The organism is Pseudoalteromonas sp. PAB 2.2 (assembly GCF_001938575.1).
In the GTDB taxonomy this organism is placed as follows: Bacteria; Pseudomonadota; Gammaproteobacteria; order Enterobacterales; family Alteromonadaceae; genus Pseudoalteromonas; species Pseudoalteromonas lipolytica.
Map to the genome: position 1 here is coordinate 487,353 of NZ_LYPI01000007.1, position 20,837 is coordinate 508,189.

Annotated in this window: 20 protein-coding genes; 13 read left to right on the forward strand and 7 right to left on the reverse strand. The window is 41.5% G+C overall.

Going from position 1 to position 20,837, the window contains the following annotated elements; all coding sequences use genetic code 11:
- Positions 1–8: 8 nt before the first annotated feature.
- The 8 genes from BWD47_RS02605 to BWD47_RS02640 all read left to right on the forward strand — a co-directional run bounded on the left by BWD47_RS02605 (position 9) and on the right by BWD47_RS02640 (position 8,425).
- Positions 9–3,122 (forward strand): efflux RND transporter permease subunit, encoded by a 3,114-nt coding sequence (locus BWD47_RS02605; protein WP_075593314.1) that lies wholly within the window; start codon positions 9–11, stop codon positions 3,120–3,122.
- Positions 3,123–3,248: 126 nt separating this feature from the next.
- Entirely contained in the window at positions 3,249–3,746 is a 498-nt protein-coding gene (locus tag BWD47_RS02610) for a GNAT family N-acetyltransferase (protein ID WP_143474467.1), read from the forward strand.
- Between the two features lie 103 nt (positions 3,747–3,849).
- Positions 3,850–4,356: a hypothetical protein gene (locus BWD47_RS02615; protein WP_075593315.1), complete on the forward strand. Its 507-nt coding sequence runs from the start codon at positions 3,850–3,852 to the stop codon at positions 4,354–4,356.
- Between the two features lie 15 nt (positions 4,357–4,371).
- The gene (locus BWD47_RS02620) at positions 4,372–4,983 is read left to right on the forward strand and encodes a superoxide dismutase (protein WP_075593316.1); all 612 of its coding nucleotides are present in this window, start codon (positions 4,372–4,374) and stop codon (positions 4,981–4,983) included.
- 75 nt (positions 4,984–5,058) lie between these two features.
- On the forward strand, positions 5,059–6,408 hold the full coding sequence (locus tag BWD47_RS02625) for a DNA-3-methyladenine glycosylase 2 family protein (RefSeq protein WP_075593317.1): 1,350 nt from the start codon (positions 5,059–5,061) through the stop codon (positions 6,406–6,408).
- Complete coding sequence (locus tag BWD47_RS02630) at positions 6,405–6,878, forward strand: methylated-DNA--[protein]-cysteine S-methyltransferase (protein WP_074989113.1); 474 nt, start codon at positions 6,405–6,407, stop codon at positions 6,876–6,878. The genes BWD47_RS02625 and BWD47_RS02630 overlap by 4 nt, the downstream gene beginning before the upstream one ends.
- A 54-nt stretch (positions 6,879–6,932) precedes the next feature.
- Entirely contained in the window at positions 6,933–7,775 is an 843-nt protein-coding gene (locus tag BWD47_RS02635; protein WP_083633620.1) for a transporter substrate-binding domain-containing protein, read from the forward strand.
- 65 nt (positions 7,776–7,840) lie between these two features.
- The gene (locus tag BWD47_RS02640; RefSeq protein ID WP_065979110.1) at positions 7,841–8,425 is read left to right on the forward strand and encodes a thymidine kinase; all 585 of its coding nucleotides are present in this window, start codon (positions 7,841–7,843) and stop codon (positions 8,423–8,425) included.
- On the opposite strand, the gene ltaE is transcribed toward BWD47_RS02640, so the two are convergent.
- Together ltaE and rlmF are read right to left on the reverse strand one after the other, a co-directional pair.
- Positions 8,408–9,415 carry a low-specificity L-threonine aldolase gene (gene ltaE, locus BWD47_RS02645; protein ID WP_065979111.1) on the reverse strand — a complete coding sequence of 336 codons (1,008 nt, stop codon included), beginning with the start codon at positions 9,413–9,415 and terminating at the stop codon, positions 8,408–8,410. The two genes, BWD47_RS02640 and ltaE, sit on opposite strands and share 18 nt — an antisense overlap.
- Positions 9,416–9,425: 10 nt before the next feature.
- Positions 9,426–10,331: a 23S rRNA (adenine(1618)-N(6))-methyltransferase RlmF gene (gene rlmF / locus BWD47_RS02650; RefSeq protein WP_065979112.1), complete on the reverse strand. Its 906-nt coding sequence runs from the start codon at positions 10,329–10,331 to the stop codon at positions 9,426–9,428.
- 408 nt (positions 10,332–10,739) lie between these two features.
- Between rlmF and BWD47_RS02655 the strand changes: the two genes are divergently transcribed.
- The 3 genes from BWD47_RS02655 to BWD47_RS02660 all read left to right on the forward strand — a co-directional run bounded on the left by BWD47_RS02655 (position 10,740) and on the right by BWD47_RS02660 (position 12,679).
- The gene (locus BWD47_RS02655; RefSeq protein ID WP_065979113.1) at positions 10,740–11,144 is read left to right on the forward strand and encodes a hypothetical protein; all 405 of its coding nucleotides are present in this window, start codon (positions 10,740–10,742) and stop codon (positions 11,142–11,144) included.
- Positions 11,145–11,287: 143 nt separating this feature from the next.
- Positions 11,288–11,458, forward strand: coding sequence for a hypothetical protein (locus BWD47_RS20085; RefSeq protein WP_155950861.1), 171 nt, complete (start codon positions 11,288–11,290; stop codon positions 11,456–11,458).
- Between the two features lie 306 nt (positions 11,459–11,764).
- Positions 11,765–12,679 (forward strand): alpha/beta fold hydrolase, encoded by a 915-nt coding sequence (locus BWD47_RS02660; protein ID WP_036972821.1) that lies wholly within the window; start codon positions 11,765–11,767, stop codon positions 12,677–12,679.
- Here the strand turns inward: BWD47_RS02660 and BWD47_RS02665 are convergent.
- From BWD47_RS02665 to BWD47_RS02675, 3 genes are all read right to left on the reverse strand, one after another.
- Positions 12,600–14,084, reverse strand: a complete 1,485-nt coding sequence (locus BWD47_RS02665) for a sulfotransferase (RefSeq protein ID WP_075593319.1) — start codon at positions 14,082–14,084, stop codon at positions 12,600–12,602. The two genes, BWD47_RS02660 and BWD47_RS02665, sit on opposite strands and share 80 nt — an antisense overlap.
- A 132-nt stretch (positions 14,085–14,216) precedes the next feature.
- Complete coding sequence (locus BWD47_RS02670; RefSeq protein WP_075593320.1) at positions 14,217–16,802, reverse strand: TonB-dependent siderophore receptor; 2,586 nt, start codon at positions 16,800–16,802, stop codon at positions 14,217–14,219.
- 292 nt (positions 16,803–17,094) lie between these two features.
- Positions 17,095–17,250 (reverse strand): oxidoreductase-like domain-containing protein, encoded by a 156-nt coding sequence (locus BWD47_RS02675; protein WP_075593321.1) that lies wholly within the window; start codon positions 17,248–17,250, stop codon positions 17,095–17,097.
- Positions 17,251–17,354: 104 nt separating this feature from the next.
- Here BWD47_RS02675 and BWD47_RS02680 point away from each other — a divergent pair, with 104 nt between their 5' ends.
- Together BWD47_RS02680 and BWD47_RS02685 are read left to right on the forward strand one after the other, a co-directional pair.
- Positions 17,355–17,765 carry a hypothetical protein gene (locus BWD47_RS02680; protein WP_036972817.1) on the forward strand — a complete coding sequence of 137 codons (411 nt, stop codon included), beginning with the start codon at positions 17,355–17,357 and terminating at the stop codon, positions 17,763–17,765.
- A gap of 88 nt (positions 17,766–17,853) precedes the next feature.
- The gene (locus tag BWD47_RS02685; RefSeq protein ID WP_065979117.1) at positions 17,854–19,215 is read left to right on the forward strand and encodes a M17 family metallopeptidase; all 1,362 of its coding nucleotides are present in this window, start codon (positions 17,854–17,856) and stop codon (positions 19,213–19,215) included.
- Between the two features lie 3 nt (positions 19,216–19,218).
- Here BWD47_RS02685 and BWD47_RS02690 read toward each other — a convergent pair whose 3' ends face one another.
- Positions 19,219–19,605 carry a VOC family protein gene (locus tag BWD47_RS02690; RefSeq protein ID WP_036972994.1) on the reverse strand — a complete coding sequence of 129 codons (387 nt, stop codon included), beginning with the start codon at positions 19,603–19,605 and terminating at the stop codon, positions 19,219–19,221.
- A gap of 78 nt (positions 19,606–19,683) precedes the next feature.
- Positions 19,684–20,757, reverse strand: coding sequence for a ketoacyl-ACP synthase III (locus BWD47_RS02695; protein WP_065979118.1), 1,074 nt, complete (start codon positions 20,755–20,757; stop codon positions 19,684–19,686).
- Between the last annotated feature and the right edge of the window lie 80 nt (positions 20,758–20,837).

The following is a 20,837-nucleotide window of genomic DNA, read 5'->3' on the forward strand; positions in this document are numbered from 1 at the left end:
GGTGCCGCATGTTTAATTTATTAATCGAGTCGGTGATAAAAAACCGTTTCATCGTGCTATTAGCTTTACTTGCGGCCATTGCTCTGGGTGCATTAATGGTTCCAAAACTGAACTTAGATGCGTTTCCTGATGTGACAAATGTGCAGGTAGCTGTTAACACCGAAGCTCCTGGTCTTGGAGCGGAAGAAGTCGAGCAACTTATCACATACCCAATAGAAGCGGTAATGTACGCACTACCTGACGTTGAACAAGTGCGATCGATTTCAAAAACAGGTTTGTCGGGCGTGACGGTGGTGTTTAAAGAAGGCGTTGATATCTATTTTGCGCGGCAGTTAGTGTTTGAGCGCTTACAATCTGCTAAAGAGCTAATCCCTAACGGACTTGGCATGCCTACCATGGGGCCTAATACCTCTGGTCTTGGGCAGGTTTATCAATACTTACTTGAAGCAAAGCCCGATGCTGACATTGATAGCATGGCGCTGCGAAGCCTAAATGACTGGGTGGTTAAATTATTACTATTACCCATTGATGGTGTTACTGATATTTTATCGTTTGGTGGCGAAGTAAAACAGTATCACGTTAACCTCAACCCTAACAAATTACTTGCCTATAACCTAAGCCAACAAGATGTAAGCAATGCATTGCAAGCAAACAACAGGAATGTTGGCGGTTGGTATATGAACCGCGGTCAAGAGCAATTAGTTATTCGTGGTACTGGCTGGTTTTCGACCGGTGATAAAGGCCTGAGTGAAATTGCGCAAACCCCCATCAAAACGATTGATGGCACCGTAATTAAAGTCACTGATGTTGCAGACGTACAGCTTGGGAGTGAAATACGCCAAGGGGCAGTAACCTTATCGACTCGCGATGAAAATGGTGATGTTGTTAACCGAGGCGAAGTTGTAACTGGCGTGGTATTAAAAAGGATTGGTGCAAATACGAAGCAGACCATCGATGGTATTAACGAGCGTATTACAATGATCAACCGCGCGCTGCCTGAGGGCGTCAAATTCACGCCTATTTATAACCAAGCGGCACTTATTAGCCACGCGGTACAAACCGTTATAGATGCATTGTTACTTGCATTTGTATTTATAATCATAGTGTTAGCGCTATTCTTGTTAGACTTAAGAGCAACATTCTTGGTTTTGCTGTCCATTCCAATTTCAATCGGCTTAGCGCTCAGTATTATGGCTTGGTTAGGGCTGTCGGCCAATTTAATGTCATTGGGTGGCATTGCTGTGGCTATTGGCATGCTGGTGGATGGCTCTGTTGTTATGGTTGAAAACATTTTTCGTCATCTAGGGCTAAAACATAATCAGGGTAAATCAAGCCGTGAGCTGGTTGCTGTTGCAGCAAAAGAAGTTGCTCGGCCAGTTTTCTTTGCGTCATTGATTATTTTAACGGTATTTTTGCCTTTATTCAGCTTTGAAGGAGTCGAAGCAAAGCTGTTCCAGCCTATGGCCGTCAGTATCATGTTAGCGATAGTAAGTGCCATGATTGTTGCCTTAGTCGTTGTGCCTGCGCTAAGTGTGTACTTTTTTGCTAAAGGCGTGACAGTTAAACACAGTAAGCTGCTACAACCCATTGAAAAGTTGTATCAACGAGCGTTACGACAGGCGTTACAAGCAAAACGGTTGGTGCTTGCTATTGCTGCTTTGTTATTGGTTACAGCCGCTATTTTACTTCCAAGGTTGGGGACTGAGTTTGTGCCCGAACTTGAAGAAGGTACGATTAATTTGCGGGTAACGCTTGCACCATCAGCCAGTCTTGAAACGGCAATCTCAGTGGCACCTAAACTGGAAGCCATGTTACTTGAATTTGCAGAAGTCGATTATGCACTTAGTCGGATTGGTCGAGCAGAAGTCGGTGGCGATCCTGAACCTGTTAACAACATAGAGATATACATTGGTCTTAAATCTCGCGAGCAATGGATAAATGCTAAAACACGTGTTGAACTCCAGCAGTTAATGGAAGAAAAACTTGAGCAGTTTCCTGGGCTCTTATTTAACTTTTCGCAACCCATCGCCACCCGTGTTGATGAACTATTATCGGGTGTAAAAGCACAGTTAGCAATCAAGTTGTTTGGTAGTGATTTAGCGGTGTTAAGTGAAAAAGGTCAGCAAATTGAGCAGCTAGTTAAACAAATACCCGGTGCTAAAGATGTGGCCATGGAGCAAATGGGCGGTGAGGCACAGTTAATTGTGAAACCTGATCGCTTAGCGTTATCGCGTTTTGGATTATCGGTTGCTGATTTAATGGAGGTTGTACAGCACGGAATTGGTGGACAAAGTGCAGGGCAAATTATCAATGCTAACGAGCGTTACGATATCTATGTTCGCATAGCAGAAAATTACCGGCAGAACCCGCGTGTAATTGCAGACCTTCGTTTACAAACCCCCTCGGGGGCGATTGTGAGAGTAGGTGATGTGGCTAAGGTAGCGATTGAATCAGGAGCATCCCAAGTACGCCGTGATGATGTACAAAGGCGCGTAGTTGTACAAGCGAATGTGCAAGGACGTGATATGGGATCTGTTGTTGCTGACATTCGCGCGATAATAGAGGATAAATTACAGCTACCGAGTGGTTACAGTGTTGCTATAGGTGGTCAGTTTGAAAACCAACAACGGGCACAGCAACGTTTAATGATTGTTGTGCCAGCGGCATTGTTACTGATTGCGCTATTACTTTATTTTGCATTTGGCAATGTATCGCAAGTATTACTTATTTTAGTGAATGTCCCTTTAGCGGTAATAGGGGGGATTGTGGCTCTGTTTGTATCTGGGCAATATTTGTCGGTACCAAGCTCTGTTGGTTTTATTACTTTGTTTGGTGTTGCGGTATTGAATGGTGTGGTCATGGTAGAAAGTATTAATCATCGCCTTAAGGGCAAAGACGAAGTAGATGACGCGGTGTTTGATGGGGCAACCTCAAGGTTACGACCAGTGTTAATGACCGCATTAACTTCAATGTTAGGGCTTATACCCATGCTATTGAGCACGGGAATAGGGGCTGAAATACAAAAACCACTGGCAACAGTGATTGTTGGCGGTTTGATCAGCGCAACATTTTTGACCTTATTTGTCCTGCCTGTTCTTTATAAGTCGATGAGTAATAAATAACTGCCTAAGTGGCTTATTTGCAGAGGGGCGTAATCGCCCCTTTTTTAGTACTGAGTAATTCTGTAAAGGGCGTTTACACAACACGTAAGCCCTTATAAACTGGGCGCTATAATAATGAAGTAACATATGGAACAGACCGTGAGCAATCAAATTTCAATTCGTCCTGTAGTACCGAGCGACGCAGCAACTATCCTACATTTCATCAATGAACTAGCTATCTACGAAAAAGAACCAGATGCAGTAAAGACTGATGAGAATGCTATTTTAAAAACTTTATTTAGTGAAGGTGCAACCGCTCACAGTGTTATTTGTTTAGAAGGTGACACAGCCATTGGTTTTGCCGTTTATTTTTATAATTATTCTACGTGGCTTGGTAAAAACGGTTTGTATTTAGAAGACTTATACGTCAGTGCTGATAGCCGTGGTAAAGGTGCAGGTAAAAAAATTATGCAATACCTTGCGAAACAAGCGTTAGAAAAAGACTGCGGTCGATTTGAGTGGGTAGTACTTGATTGGAATAAACCAGCGATTGATTTTTATGACAGCATTGGTGCTAAACCACAAAATGAATGGATCATTTATCGACTAACAGGGCAAGAGTTGATCGATTTTGCGAATCAGTAATATCACCAAATCACACAAGTAATAAATATAAATAAAAATCATTTGCATTTATCGCTTTGTCTGTGTAGTTTTAATACACAGGTTTTAAGTGCAGGTGATTTTTATGACACACACAACACATCTCTCGACCTTAGGTGCTCCAGTTATTGATGATGCATTAGCACCTTGGCAAAACGCTATTTATAACGGGAATCTGGCTTTTGAGTCTGGCGAATTAATCATTGCTCGCGATCACTACACGCAGGCAAGTGGTTGTGCAGAAACATTACTCACGCAATTTGCGAACTTACCACTAACCCCCACGGTTATTGACACATTAGAGCATTGTATTGCGGCCTTTGTAGTGGCGACTTTAAACCTTGCAGATACCTTTAAAGTTATGCAAAAACCTGAGCAAGCCTGTAGTTGGCTTTGCTATGCTCATCAACGGCTTAGTCATCTTTTAATGCACCCAGAGCAGCAAGTTCGCACACACGTATTACATCATCATCACAAAACGTATTTTGAGCTGGTGAAGTTTGCGAAAATGTCATCGGCATTTCCAACCCTCATCAATCGTATAAATCAGCTATTAGCTGAGCATCCCCACAAAACGCAGTTATTACATTAACGATAAGGAATCAGTATGCCTTTTACATTACCCGATTTAGCTTATGACTATGATGCACTCGAGCCTAATATTGATGCAAAAACCATGGAAATCCATCATACATTGCACCACCAAACTTATATTAATAAGGCGAATGCTGCCTTAGAAGGGAGTCATTATAGCGAGCAAGATGCCGAAACACTGTTGCGAACGATTGCGACAATGCCCGAGTCATTACAAAAGGCGGTGCAAGAGCATGTTGGCGGGCACCATAATCACTCATTATTTTGGCAAGTGATGACACCGAATGGGGTTGGCAAACCAAGCGGTGAATTACATACAGCGATCGTTGAAGCATTTGGCAGTTTTGATGAGTTTAAAGAGCAGTTTACTGATGCCGCTGTCAGTCGCTTTGGAAGTGGCTGGGCATGGTTATGTGTTGACGAAAATAATCAACTCGTTGTTGAAAGTAGTTTAAATCAAGACAGCCCGCTGATGCATAACCATACGCCTATTTTGGCTCTCGATGTGTGGGAGCATGCCTATTACTTAAAATATCAAAACCGCCGACCAGAATACATCGCTGCATTTTATAAAGTGATTAATTGGCCCGAAGTTGAGCGACGTTATTTAGCAGCGATTAAATAGTTAAGGTCCGAAACTGGCTAGTCAAAAAAATATATTCGGTTAAGCTATCGGTATTAGCTGATTACGAGAATCATTATGACTAGCCAACAATGGCGTACAGCAAGGCAAAGCCGTGATGCCCGATTTGATGGGGTATTTTTTGTCGCGGTAAAAAGTACCGGTATATATTGTCGGCCAATTTGTCCAGCACCGACAGCGCAAGAGAAAAATGTTGAATACTATCAGTACGCGCATTTAGCGGCACAGGATGGGTTTCGCCCTTGTATCCGGTGTCGACCAGATAGCGCACCGAATAGTCCCGCGTGGTTAGGAACTAAAACCACGGCGCTAAGAGCAAAGCAACTTATTGACAAAGGCGAGGCATATGATTGTGAAGTGCTGGCCGATAGATTAGGTGTGTCGAGTCGTTATTTGCGCCGTTTGTTTAATCAGCACTTTGGTCTTTCAATCACACAATATCGCTTATTCAATCAGTGCAATTTTGCTAAGCAGCTGTTACAAGAAACTGATTTATCGGTTGCTGACATCGCTTTTGCATCTGGTTTTAATAGTATTCGCCGTTTTAACGACGCATTTTTAAAGCAGCTTAATATTGCACCATCAAAATTGCGAAAAACCGACAAAAAACCAAGTGCAACGTTAAATTTAACCTTGGCGTTTCGTCCACCTTATAACTGGCAGGCTTTACATGGGTTTTTACAGCGCCGCTTAATTAAAGGTCTCGAATGGCTTAGCGAAACAAGCTATGGGCGCACATTTAAAGACCCGCATTGCCAAGGGCAATTTACTGCTCAATTTGTTGAACAAAAAAATCATTTTAAAGTCACGATAGATATTGATAACACCCGCTATTTACAACAAGTGATCCATAACATTCGTCGTGTACTTGATTTAGATGCTGATACGCACACGATTGAAGCCTATTTAAATGCCGAACTTAATAATGCCATGCCATTGACACAAGGCTTACGCTTACCCGGTATTTGGTCGGATTTTGAAGCGGGTATTCGCGCAGTCTTGGGTCAACAAGTGAGTGTGACTGCTGCGCACAACTTGGTAACTAAGCTGGTCGCTGAGTTTAATCAAGCGTGTGATACCGTGTTTTTTCCATCTCCAGAATGGCTTGCCAATTCAGAATTGAGCTTCTTTAAAATGCCTCAATCACGCAAAGACGCTTTAAACCGGTTAAGTGCGTATTGTCATCAACATCCTGGCAATCAAGAGCTTGATAATTGGCTGTCACTAAAAGGGATTGGCCCATGGACAGTTAATTACGCTAAGCTGCGTGGTCAAAGTAACCCTGATATTTTACTTGCCGGTGACTTAGGCATTAAAAAGGCTTTAGCAGAGGTAGGTGAATTTGATAGTGAGCGCTGTGCACCTTTCCGTTCTTATTTAACATTTCAACTATGGCAACAATTATGAAAACGCAACAAGTTATTATGCCAAGCCCACTTGGCGATATTACCATTCAAAGCACCTCAAAGGGCGTCAGTTATGTAGGTTTTTATCCTGTTGTTGCCATGCAAACTGAAGCCGTAAACGAGCATACATTAACCCCGATTTTAATATGCATGAGCGAGCTTAACGAATACTTCAAGGGCGAACGTACACATTTTAGTGTGCCGCTTGACACGCAAGGGACGGCGTTTCAGCAATCAGTGTGGCGTGCGCTAATGGGGGTTGAATTTGGTAAAACCAAGAGTTACCTAGATATAGCACAGGCTATTAATAACCCAAAAGCGGTGCGTGCAGTGGGCGCAGCCAATGGTAAGAACCCAATTAGTATCATAGTGCCATGTCATCGGGTAATTGGTGCAAGCGGAAAGCTAACGGGGTATGCCGGTGGACTAGACCGTAAAGAATGGCTACTTAAACACGAAGGAATTTTGTAAAAATCCTGTTTTTACTTCTACACTGTTATCAGTTGACTAAATTCGTAGTTTATTATGACAGTGACGTTGTTTTTTATTAGATTTTTACTTGTTCTTTTTATCGTACTTTCTCCGCATTGTCAGGCGAAAAGTAGTGCGCCATTGCCTCTGACCTTATGTTATGCAGACCACACACAAGCACCTCTGTTTGTTGGTGCTAAACATGAAATACCCCTTGTTGAACCTACGGCGCAATTAGCGGCGCTTGCTAAACTTGATAATGCACTTGAATCCGTGACTTTTAAGTTTGTAAAAATGCCATGGTCGCAGTGTATTACAGCGATTAAGCAAGGTCGAGTCGATGCATTTATAGCGGGATTTAGCCCACAAAAATCCCGTTATGCTGTATTTCCGGTTACTGATAAAGGTGTACCGATTGCTAAATTTGCCTTTGCAAGAATGAGCCAATGCTTAATTGGAAGTCGTCGCTTTCATACCAAATGGCAATCTCGTGAAGTGTTACAATCAAAGGCATTTTCTTTGGCCGTTGCAAATGGGCTTTTTGTGGGAGAAGCGGCCAGCGAAGAGGCGTTTTTTATTGAACACACGTTTACTCAGCAGCAGGCTATAGAGCGCGTATCTGAGGGGCGAGCCGATGCGGCTTTAGTACTCTGCCAAATCGAAAATAGTAAACTTGATTTATCGGTATACCATAGACAGAAGCTGGCACCTGTCTATCCGCCTTTAAATACGGTGACAGCGTACTTGGCTTTTTCGAATGAGTTTTATGTTAAGCATCAGAATGAGGCGGTTGTTATTTGGCAGCAACTTTTAAAGCAGAATATCCCATTGACCTTTGCAAAACAGATGCAAAACTCCCCTCATTTAGAGATGAGCAGCTACGGCGCAAAAGAGTAAGGTAATAGATGATGTTATTGCACGATTAGGGTAGCATATTGCGACTTTAAATTTTGGGCAACATCATGGCACAGCTGTACTTTTATTATTCTGCAATGAATGCGGGTAAATCAACCACACTTTTACAATCGGCTTTTAACTACCGCGAACGTGGAATGGAACCAGTGATTTTAACCGCTGCGATTGATGACAGAGCGGGCGTTGGCAAAGTATCGTCACGGATAGGTTTACAAGCTGATGCACATATTTTTGATGCCGACAAAGATGTATTTGAGCTAATCAAATCGTTGAACGATCAGAAAAAGCGTCATTGTATTTTAGTTGATGAGTGTCAGTTTTTATCTAAATTGCAAGTGATGCAATTAACCGATGTGGTCGATGAACTGGGCATTCCTGTTCTTTGTTATGGTCTTCGTAATGATTTTAGAGGTGAGTTATTTAGTGGCTCGCAGTATCTTTTAGCGTGGGCGGATAAACTTATTGAGCTAAAAACCGTGTGTCATTGCGGTCGTAAAGCAAACCACGTTTTACGCACCGATGAGCAGGGCAATGCGATTGCTGATGGTAATCAAGTCGAAATTGGCGGCAACGACCGATATGTATCGGTGTGCCGCAAACATTATAAAGCTGCGTTAAATCTCTGCCGCTAAAGCATCAATAAAGCAGTTAATATCGTGCTTAGTGACCCCTAAATGCGTCACTAAGCGAAGTGGTTTGCCTGCTGAAAAAAGTATATTTTTCTCTTTTAGCTTATTAGCAACAGCTTTTAAATCAATAGCTTCATCGACATTTGCGTACACAATGTTGGTATCGATTTGAAAAGGTGTGGTATCAAAGCCTGATAATGAATTTAATTTTTCAGCGAGATAAGCCGCATTATCGTGATCGTCACTTAGTCGGGTGACGTGATTCTCAAGCGCATATTGCCCCGCTGCAGCAAGCATACCCGCTTGGCGCATACCACCACCAAGCACTTTACGCCAGCGGCGAGCTTTATCAATAAGTGCTTTGTTACCCAATAATAATGAACCCACAGGGGCGCCTAACCCTTTTGATAGGCAAATAGACACTGAATCAAAGTATTGGGTGATTTCAGTAATATCGACACCTAACTTAACTGCTGCGTTATACACACGCGCACCATCAAGGTGAAGTGCAAGGTTGTGTTTATTAACACATTCTCTTGCTTGTTCAAGGTAACTTAATGGCAGTACTTTGCCTCCAATGGTGTTTTCAAGGCTGAGTAGTTTCGTTTTTGCAAAGTGAAAGTCATCCGCTTTAATAGCTGCAACCACCTTGTTTAAATCAATGGTGCCATCGGCGTTATTTTCAATCGGTTGTGGTTGAATCGACCCAAGTACGGCGGCACCGCCACCTTCAAACTTATAGTTATGTGCTTGTTGGCCACAAATGTACTCATCACCACGTTCGCAATGCGCCATTAAAGCAAGTAAATTTGCTTGCGTACCAGAGCTGCAAAAAAGCGCACTTTCGAACCCATGTCGCTCAGCAGCAACGTGTTCTAATTGGTTAACGCTTGGGTCATCACCGTAAACATCATCACCAACGGCAGCATTATTCATAATTGCACGCATATCGGCTGTAGGTTGAGTGACTGTGTCTGAACGAAAGTCGATCATGTTATTACCCTTATACAAGTTGGTTAAGAATGGCTTCGCGGTCTGCTTGGTCAAAGTAACTCCAAGCGATAAAGCGGCTTATTTTTTGGCCTTGTGCCATTTTTATTGTTTTAACGTCTTTGACATCAAGCGATGCGAGTTGTTTTTTGAGTTGTGGGAGTGTTTCTGACTTTGATACTAAAGACGTAAACCAAATACACTGCTCACTGAACTCTTGGCTTTCGGTGATCATTTTACTGATGAACTCGCGTTCGCCACCTTCACACCAAAGTTCGTTTTCTCTGCCCCCAAAGTTGAGTTCTTTTTTAGGGGTTTTATTTAAATTTTTCCACTTACGCTGTGAACCTGTTTGTGCCTGCTGTTCATTGGCATGAAATGGCGGGTTACATAAGGTTAAGTGGAACACATCTTTATCAGTGATAACGCCTGTAAACATTTTATTGCTGTTATCTTGTTGCTTTACTGATATTTTTAAACGGTTAAATTGCGCAATTTGCTTGGCAATTTTAACGGATAAGGTATCGATATCAGACCCTGTAAAATGCCAGCCATACTCATGTTGACCAATTAACGGGTAGATCAAATTTGCACCTGTGCCAATATCCAGCACTTTAACTTGCTTACCTGTAGGGATTTTACCTTGGTTATCACTGGCTAATAAGTCTGCTAGATGATGAATGTAATCAACTCGACCGGGTACAGGAGGACACAGATAATTGTCGGGCAAATCCCAAAAATCAATTTTGTATTGGCTTTTTAATAATGCTTGATTAAGGGTTTTCACTGCCATTGCATCTGAAAAATCGAGAGTCTCACTGCCGGTTGGGCTTTGTGTTATAAACTGAGAAAGAGCCGGAGTATCTTTACATAATAAAGTAAAGTCGTAGCCATTGAGGTGGCGATTTCGCGGATGCATTAAATAAACCTATCTGTTAGCAATGTTCAGTACAGATTGTATCAAATTAATCATTACAAAGTGTTGTTTTTAGGTTTTTTTAAACAGGCAGGGTGGTCAGAAATTTTATTGGTTTCTGTTAGCATAAAATGACTAAAAACCAATTTTCATGCATTTAACTTTCTAATTTTAAGCGTTAACTGAATTAACAAAGGTAAGCTAAGTGATAAAGTCATGTGTGTTCTTAAATGCAGTTTATCTGTTTGATAATCGAGGCAAAGTAATCTTTTCATTAATACGAGTCATAAAACGGCTATGAATAACAATTAAAAGCTGGTAAATTTTAATTTCAACTAACTGAAAAGTAATAAAAATAATGATAAAAAAATACTTAAAGGAATGGGTATAACGCTCTTAGTTATAATTTGCTTGTTTGTAATCCTAGCGGTTTGGACTTCATTTAAAGCGTCAGGATATAAAGAAACAGCGATACCTTATTTAACCCCGGCATTAACTGAAATATCTAAATGGGACGCACAAACATTAAAAAGTTACATGACCCCAACCTCAATTGAGGGTGTTTCAGATGACGACTTGTCAAAAATTATTCGAGCTTTTTCGAAATTAGGCGATTTGAAAGAACTCGGTGAGTATCAATTTATTAATGTCAGCACTAAAGCTGTAACAGGCGATGGATCAGGTACTTTTGTTACTTATAAAATCCCAGCTTCTTTTGAAAATGGTGAAGCACAAATAACAGTGACTTTAAAAGAAGAGGGTGAATCGTTTTCCATTTATCATTTCAATATAAATTCAATGGCAATGATTGAATGATAATTAAAGGTAAACTTTAACCGCTGCGAGTAATTAAAACTTGCGGCTGGTTTGTGCAGAGGGAAAGTGAATTGTTTGCTTGTCCCTTTATGTGTAATATTTAGGTACTAATGTATTGAGTGATCATTTTCAAAGGAGTGTTTATGTCTAAATTTAAAAAAGTTCTTATAGCCTTGGTAATATTGGTAGGGCTTGGGGCCATCGCTAAACAATATAATGAGCAAAATCACATGGAAATGGCCATAGAGCAATGTGGCGACAAAGACAGTATCGCACGGGTGGACTCTAAGGGTTTCGAGTGTAAAAAAACATAGCAAGGAAATCACTTTTCACAGTTGGTTTTCATCCTGAGCTGCATGTTTAGCCAACTGTGAAAAAAACGATAATAAGGGAGTTGTCAATGTCCGCTTATCGTCTTTAAGCATGCAACTCAACTCAACTCAACTCAATTTCATTTGGTTCATTCCGTTATATTTTTATTAAAACTCCCGCTCTTACGTTTACAAAGTCTTGTTGTATTTAAGGGCTACTTACTTGATCACATCATGCTTGCTTTGCTAGTAATACTGACGTAACGTATTGCTGGTACGATGAGTTTATAATAATAAAAAAGGTCAACCGTGACATTAAAACAACAGTCTGTATTTATAAAATTAGCTGAAAATCAAACCCTCCATATGCGCCGTATTTGTAAAACTGATGCAACCGGGCCTGCGGTGTTTTTTATGCATGGTGCAGTCGAGAATGGCAAAATTTTTTACACTCACAGCAATAAAGGTTTGGCACCGTTTTTAGCTGAACAGGGTTATGTGTGCTACGTGGCTGATTTACGGGGCCGTGGTGAAAGTAAACCTGCAATATCAAAATATGCGAGCTACGGGCAAACCGAAGCCATATTAGAAGACATCCCCGCTTTTTTAGCAAAAATAGAACAACTTGAAGGTGCACCCGCACGTTATTGGGTTGCCCATTCATGGGGTGGGGTATTAATGAATAGCGTATTTGCGCGCTTTCCTAATCTTATTAATGATGTAAGGGCTTGTGCGTATTTTGGATCAAAGCGCACGCTTTATAATCATCACCCAAGCAAATACATCCAAGGTAATTTAATTTGGTATGGTTTAGCACCTTTAATGGCGAGAAAACACGGGTTTGTGCCTGCTAAAAAATTGAAATGGGGAAGTGACGATGAAACGCGTAAGTCCCATTATCAAAGTATGCAATGGGCTAAGCGCAAGCCCTGGGTAGACTCAGATGACGGCTTTGACTATGCAAAAGCGCTGCAAGATATAGCTCTGCCCCCTATTTTTCATGTGGCGGGTATAAAAGATAAGGCGCTTTGCCAACCGATTGACATTGAAAAGTTCATGGCTGAGTCAGGTGTAGGTGTGCAAACAATGACAATTTACGGTCGAAAATATGGTCACAAGGTGAATTATGACCATATTAATATGCTTACTCACCCTGAGGCGCGCCACGATCAGTTTGCTGATCTTCTTGAGTGGTTTTCGGCTCATTCACAAGGCGATTCATAGCCGTTTCGTAACGCTTATATTTATCTTTAGCTTTGTCAGTTAATGGTTGTCTGACTGCTGCTTTACTCAGTGTTGCGACTGGCTTATTCGACTTGTAAAACTCTAAAAAGCGATTGCTGTACTTAACGCCTAAAAATTCACACAGAGCACTCAACGTTTGTTCAGGTTCTGCGACGAGTTGCTCATATTGTAAGTCAAAAAGTGCATCGGGCATTACGCTATGCCAGTGCGACATAAGTTGCTGATATAAATCGTAATACTGCTTAAATTCAGTCAATGAGCAAAAGTAGGGCTCATTTTCTGCAAAGTAATTACTAAATACTGACCACGCAACAGCCTGATAATCACGTTGTATATTTATAAATTTTGCGTTTGGAAATAATAGATAGATTAATCCAAGTGATTGATAATTTGCTGGCAGCTTATTGATCATATACGGGCGTACATGGGGAGATTGCTTTAATCTTTCTATATAGATATTGCGCGCCGTACTGATCAGCTTTTGATCCAGTTTAGATAGGCACTCGGGGTAAGGTAATTGAGTTTGCTGCTCAATATACGCAACAACCTGATTGCTGATACTGGCATCTTCTCCTAGGCTTGCAAAACTTTCGTGACTAACGAGCATTTGTTCAAGCAAAGTAGAGCCACTTCGTGGCATGCCGATAATAAAAACAGGGGTGATCGTGCCCGTAAAACGTTTATCGCGTGAATCAATTAACGTTGCATCACTTTGGCTTATGATTTGCTGATAAAAAGGGGCGAGTTCATTGGTTTTAAACGTAGTCAGTTGTGACTGCAGTTTATTAGCGAGGGTAAAGTAATTAAATGCTTGCTCGGTATCATCTAATAAATCATAGCTTTTACCTAATGCGTAGTAGCAGACCATTTTTAAACGCAAGTTATTGGTGAGTGTTAAAAAGTGATGCAGTTCATTGAGGTAGTTTTGCTCGTGATTAAAGCGAGAAAATTGCACAAGCTCAAAAAGTATATAGGCCTTAACTGGGTAATCACCCATGGCGAGCGCTTGTTGTAAAATACCATAGGCTTTGTCGAGTTCACCATAGGTTAAATAGTGTTGAGCTAAAAAGTAGTGAGGCTCTGGGTTATGACTTGCGATTGACTTTGCATATTCAAGCACAGTGAGCGCGTCTTGAGGTGAATGCACGCCATTAAACGCATCGGCAAGTGCATGCAACGGTTCAAGCAGATAGGGCAGCCTTTCACACGCGCGCTGCAATAGATATACAGCAGCATCATAGCGCTCTAATCGAAGTGCGATTCTGCCTAAACCAAACAATGCTTCACCATTTTCAGGGTTCGCATCTAACAAGGCTTTAAAATGAAACTCAGCTTCTTTTAGTTTGTTTTCAGCAAGTAATTGATTGGCTTTTTCTAGCAGCATAGCATCGATAAGAATTTATTATTTTTATTCACTATAAATCGAAAAAGGCGAAATGTCTTTCGCCTTTTTAAATCACTATAAATACCCAAGGTATGTGGGTTGTAATGTCACAACCCACACAATAGCGCAGTTCTAGAACGTGTAAGTTGCTTTCACGTAATAGAAACCACCATTAATCCCATAAGGTGATGTCTCGTAGTATTTGCCACCCCAGTTATTGTTAGGGATCTCTGTACTGTCGAAGAAATCAAGTTTTTCAGCTTCTTGATCAAATAGGTTTTGTGCACCTACCGAGAAACTAATTGACTCAGTTAAGAAGTAGGTAACCTCTGCATCCAGAGTAATAGCTGCGTCAGCTGTTTTAGCTGTTGCATCATAATCAACGTGAACACCTTGGTATTCGCCATAGTAATTTACACGTGTGAAAGCAGAGAAATCTTCCCATTGTTGTGCCCAGCTTAATGTAGCACGGTGATTAGGCAAATCGTTTTCTAAACGGCTTACTTTAAACTCACCTGTAATAGGGGTCGACTTAGTAACTTCAGTATCATTCCAGTTGTACGCTAAACTAAATGTTGAGCTTCCGCCAAGTAGTTCAGTTGAGTAGTTAGCAACTAAATCAATACCTTGAGTTGTTGTATCAAAGTCATTTGTGAAAAAGCTAACTTGCGCTAAGTTTTGTACATTGGGTACACCCGCAGCTTCAAGAGTATCTTTGTCTGCTTGGCTTAGCTCAATTTTATCTGATTGACTGATTCGGTCATCTACTTGAATGTTGTAGTAGTCTACTGTTAAGAATAAGTCACCTAAGGTCCATACGGCACCAAATGTGTAGCTCTGTGATTCTTCAGGTTCAAGCTCGGTACCCCCTAATTGCACTGCAATCGGGTTAGTGGGTGGTAAAAGTGCTGAGTCTACTAATACACCGCTACTTAAGTTTGTTTGCACGTTACTTACGTTCGCTTGTCCGACCGTTGGCGCACGGAAACCTGTACTGATTGAACCACGAATATTTAGATCTTCTGTTAAATGGTATTGACCCGTTAACTTATAGTTAGTGGTTGAACCAAATGTGTCATAGTCTTCATAACGAAGTGCTAAGCCCACTAAGAAATCTTCTGTAAAGGGGGCTTCTACGTCTACATACGCTGCGTAGTTACGGCGAGTATACTCACCGGCATCAGACGGTTTGAAACCAGGGAAGCCGTTTGAGCCGATACCAAAGCCTTGCTCTGTTAGTGGACCCGCTGTAAAGGAAGCAACATCACCTGACACAACGGTGAACGTTTCTTCGTGCCATTCAAGACCACCTGCTACGTTTACGTCGTATGCTAAGCCAAAATCATAACCTTTAGATAAATCAGCGTTAAAGTTTTTCTCTAACTGTGAGTATTTACCAGGGCTAAAGTCGCGTGGACTATCAGGACCAAGCGACGCGTTAATTGTATCGTAGATGAAGTAACGAGATTCGTTATAACCTACCGTACCACTTAAATCATAGTAAGCACCATTAAGGAAACCACTGGTTATTTCACCTTTGGTACCAATTGTTAGTGCTGTATCTGTGATATTCCCACCAAAGTTTGGTGTGAAACCGCCAGGTAAAATTTCATTGAATGCAAAACAGTCTGGGTTATTCGCTACACGGTTAATGTAATCGGTGTTATTTAACACGTTGCCATCAATCTTTATGTCGTCTGGGCAGTTACCGCTCATATCACCCGTTAAATCACCAACAAGTAAGGTTTCGCCGCCGTCATTTGAATAAACACCTGGGCGAGTATGCGGGTTACGATAATAGAAACCACCACGTACATCTCGCTCAGAATAGTTACCAAACATGTAAAAATCTGACGTATTACTTAATTGAAGACCAATGTTACCAAAGATTGAAATGTCATCATTTACCTCTGGTGCACCCCATACTTGTGCTAGTGGTGACACGTCTGGTACACCCGCAGCAGATAGCTCAGCTGCGTCATGGCGTTGAACTGAACGACTTGTTGCGTCAGCCGTTTTGTATTGGAAACTTAAATTTGCAAAGCCACTGTCTGTAAATGGAAGGCCGACATTACCAGAGATTTGTGTTGTATCTCCATCTCCTTCGTAGTATTCGCCTTGGCGGATTTCAAACGAGCCACCCTCAGACGCATCTTTTAATACGAAGTTCATTACACCTGCGATGGCATCAGAACCATACTGTGCCGCTGCACCATCACGTAAAACTTCAACTTGTTTCAGCGCGATACTTGGGATCACAGAGATGTCTGCACCTTGTGCACCATCGTTAATGCCGCCACCAAGGAAGGCAATTACAGAAGCACGATGACGACGCTTACCATTAACAAGTACTAATGTACTGTCAGCAGGAAGGCCACGTAAATTTGCTGGGCGAACCAGTGATGCAGCATCACTGATCGGGTTTTGGTGTACGTTAAAAGAAGGAACTGAGCCTTTTAAAAGCTCAAGCATATCGGTATTACCAGCTTTAGTAAGTTCTTCGCCGCCTATGATATCAATAGGAACAGGTGAGTCACCGATAGAACGCGGCGCTGAACGAGTACCAACTACTGCGATTTTTTCAACATTTTTGTTAACTTTAGTCTCTTCGGTTGACTCATCTGCAGCAACCACAGAACCCGACACAAACAGACCCGCTGTTGTCGTGGCTAAAGCAAACTTAACAGCTTGTTGTAGCATATTATTTCTTAATTTCATTCTGACTTCCCCAGTTAGAATAGTTATGATTATGCCACCAAATAGGTATTTTAATTTGGTGTAACTAACTTATACCTACTGTTAATTTGATTTGCAAATTGTTAACAAAACATTTTATTTTGAGTGTTTTTGTCGTATTTTTTGCATTTTTAAGGGGTATGTCACTGAAAACGCAGGTGATAAATTATTCGTGGTTTTCTTAATGGAGGTCAGAATTTATTGTTGAAGCTAAAAAAAATTAAAATTAGTGATTGTTTGTTCGTATTTTGCACTAAAACTGAGTTGGAACGGTTTAATTATTTTGCTTTGATTCGTTTTTTAATTGCCACTGTCGTAATTTCTCACGGTATTCATCCCAAACACATGGGCAACAACTACCGCCTCCACAACATTCGTCAGGCGCAGGTTTTTGTGGCTTAGGTTCATTTACGTGGCGATCTTGGCACATTTAAAAAATAAAACGAGTTAAGAAAAGTGTGCGAAGGGTAAAGCAAAATCTACTATAAGTAAATTATGCTTTGTGAAGTGAGATGCTTATGTGAAAATAACCGAATGCGATTATATAAAGTTATTCATCGGGCCCCATTTCGAGTGGCTAAAATTACCAAAAAGCGTCAGCAATTACGCTTTAAGCGCGCTATGGTGGCACTTAAAATCGCACTTGCCCAAGAAAAGCAAGAAACCAAAGAAATGCTGCAAATCTATAGACGTTATACACAAGGCCACGCAACTAAAGAAGAGTTGCATACGGCTAATGAACAATTTTTAGATATTCTAAAAGGGATTGGGCTGGGTGTGTTTGCTGTATTACCTTTTGCTCCCATTACGATTCCGCTAGTTGTAAAACTAGGGCAGTGGGTTGGTGTTGATGTTCTTCCGAGTTCATTTAATATCAATAAGTCACTTAAAGAGATAGATCAGCAAGTTGCAAAAGAAGAAGCCGAAGAAAAAGATCACAAGTAAGCTGCGTTTATCAATCTGATTTCGCCTATACCCTTTAGCTCAAGTTATTGGTATGCTTAATTACCTTTTCTTTATATTGAGTCGTTTAATGAGTTCATTAATTCGTCATTCTTCTACGGGTATTCCGCTCTCTTTCATTGAAAAAACGCATTTAGCATCGTGGTTATCTGAACAGCCGCAAGCTTTGCAAAACTGGTTAAGTAATTGCGACTTTAAAAACAAGGGGCTTGCGCTCGTAGCTGACAGTGAATCAGGTGATTTGGTTCATGTGTATTGCCTTGTAAACGATATTAACGATTTTTGGCTTGCAGGTGACTTGTCGACTAAATTGCCGGCTGGTTGTTACCAAATTCAGGGTGACAGTGCCTTTGTCGAACAGGTTGCACTTGGCTTTATGTTAGGTGGTTATGAGTTTAGTGAATATAAAGAAAAACCATCGCCACGAGCACAACTTGCTATCAGTGATGAAAGCCTTGCCAAGCGCTTGACTGAATTCGCAAGCGCAATAAATTTAGTACGCGATCTCGTAAATACACCTGCAGCTGATATGATGCCACAACATTTATCACAAGTGATGGCTGACTTAGCTGATAATTTTGATGGTGAGTTTAGTGAATGGGTTGGCGATGAGTTGCTTGAGCAAAATTATCCCACAATTCACATGGTTGGCCGTGCAAGTGAAAACAAACCACGTTTGTTAGACTTACGCTGGGGCGCAAAAGATGCTCCTCAAATTACCCTTGTGGGCAAAGGGGTGTGCTTTGACTCGGGCGGTTTAGACTTAAAACCAAGCTCGGGCATGCGCAACATGAAAAAAGACATGGGGGGCGCAGCTCATGTCATTGGCTTAGCGCAGCTAATTATGGCAGCGAACTTGCCGATACGTTTACGTGTCTTGGTTCCTGCTGTAGAAAATGCTGTATCGCGTAATGCATTCAGACCGGGTGATGTTATTAAAACCCGAAAAGGTATCACTGTTGAAATTGATAACACGGATGCCGAGGGGCGTTTAGTGTTATGTGATGCGTTAGCAGAAGCACAAAACGACAATCCCGATCTTATTATTGACTTTGCAACGCTCACAGGAGCGTGTCGTATTGCGCTTGGTACTGAACTGCCAGGCTTTTTTGCGAACGATAACGAGGTAGCCAGTAAGTTGATGAGCGCCGGAGAAAAGTGCTTTGATCCTGTTTGGCAGTTGCCTTTATTCAGTCAATACAAAGCGTTATTAAAGAGTGATGTGGCTGATATTGCGAACTGTGCATCAACCCCATTTGGTGGAGCTATCACTGCTGCACTTTACTTAAAAGAGTTTATCGAACCGACTACGCCTTGGGTTCACTTTGACGTTATGGCGTGGAACTTACGCCCATTGCCTGGTCGTCCTGTGGGAGGGGAAGCACTCGGTATTCGTGCTGTATTTAACTACCTACAAGACCGTTTTCAATAAGTGTTATATTTGATACAACTCTAACGGTAAATCATCGGGATCAGCAAAAAACGTAAATTGCTTCCCGGTGATTTCATCGACACGAATATCTTCCACATCTACACCTTGTTGTTCTAAGTACTGTTTAGCTTCCGTTATATTGGCCACTTTAAAAGCTAAATGGCGCAGTCCTTGTGCTTCAGGATAACTTGGTCTTGTGGGCGCATTTACAAATGAAAACAACTCTATTTGACTGCCGTCTGGCAGTGCAAGGTCTAGCTTGTAAGAATCACGTTCTTTTCGGTACTGCTCATGGATAATTGGCAATTTTAAAATTTCAGTGTAAAAGTGTTTTGAATGCTCATAATCACTACAAATAATCGCTACATGGTGAACACCTAATAATCCGATTGTTTTCATATATCAACAGTATCCTTGAAACAAAAAAGCGCGGACAATTGCCGCGCTTAATTCACAATATATAGCTTGTTATTCAGCCGCTTTACATGCTGCAACAGCCGGCGCAACAAGTTCTAAGCCTGTTTTATCACAGGGTGGAAGGCTTGCGTCTGAAATTGAGATAGGCGTTACGCGCTCGCCCCATTTAATGTAGCTTGCAGCCCACGTTAAACCGGCACCAAATGCCGCAGACATAATATTCGAGTTTGGTTTTATAAGGCCTTGCTCAACAGCTTCGCAAATCGCAATTGCAATCGTTGCAGCTGATGTATTACCGTAATCAGCAATGTTGACCATTACTTTTTCGTCAGCCACCTTTAAGCGCTGCTGAATAGCTTGAATAATGCGTAAGTTTGCTTGGTGCGGAACAAGTACATCGATGTCATCAAGTTTTAACTGCGCTTGATTAAGCACATCATCACACGCTTCGCTCATTCCTTTAACGGCACGTTTGAAGATTTCACGGCCTTCAAATAATAAGTTAGACGGGCCAATTGGCGCGTACTTATTAAGATCGCTACCAAAATTTTCGATATGCAAAATATCACGATCTTCGCTATCACAGCCTGTTTTAGTTGCCAATAAACCAGATGGAGTATCAGACGCTTCTAATACAACAGCGCCCGCACCATCACCAAATAATACTGCACTGTCACGACGTTCCCAATTGATGTACCAGGTCATGCGCTCTGCTGCGATAACCACCGCTTTTTTGATCATACCAGCACGAATTTGTGCAGTAGCTGCTTGTAGTGCGTATAAAAAGCCTGAACATGCCGCGTTTGTATCCATTGCTGCTGCACCCACCGCACCAATATTCTTTTGTACAAGTGAGGCTGTATTAGCCACCATTGTTGAGGGGGTACATGTTGCGAGTAAAACAAGATCAATGTCTTTCCCATCAACACCTGCGCATGCAAGTGCGTGTTTTGCAGCGACAGTTGCTAAATCAGCAGTGCTAACGTGGCTTACACGACGAGATTTAATACCCGTACGCGTTGTGATCCATTCATCGTTAGTATCAACGATATTGCTGATTTCGTCGTTGCTAATGCTTGCTGGTGGTATACATTTACCCCAGCCAGTGATTTGGGCATAAGACATAATGTGTTCTCTTTATGTGGTCAGACTTGTTAAAATTTTGCCGAAGTTATATCAAAATTCACTTGTTAAGACTAGCGTAA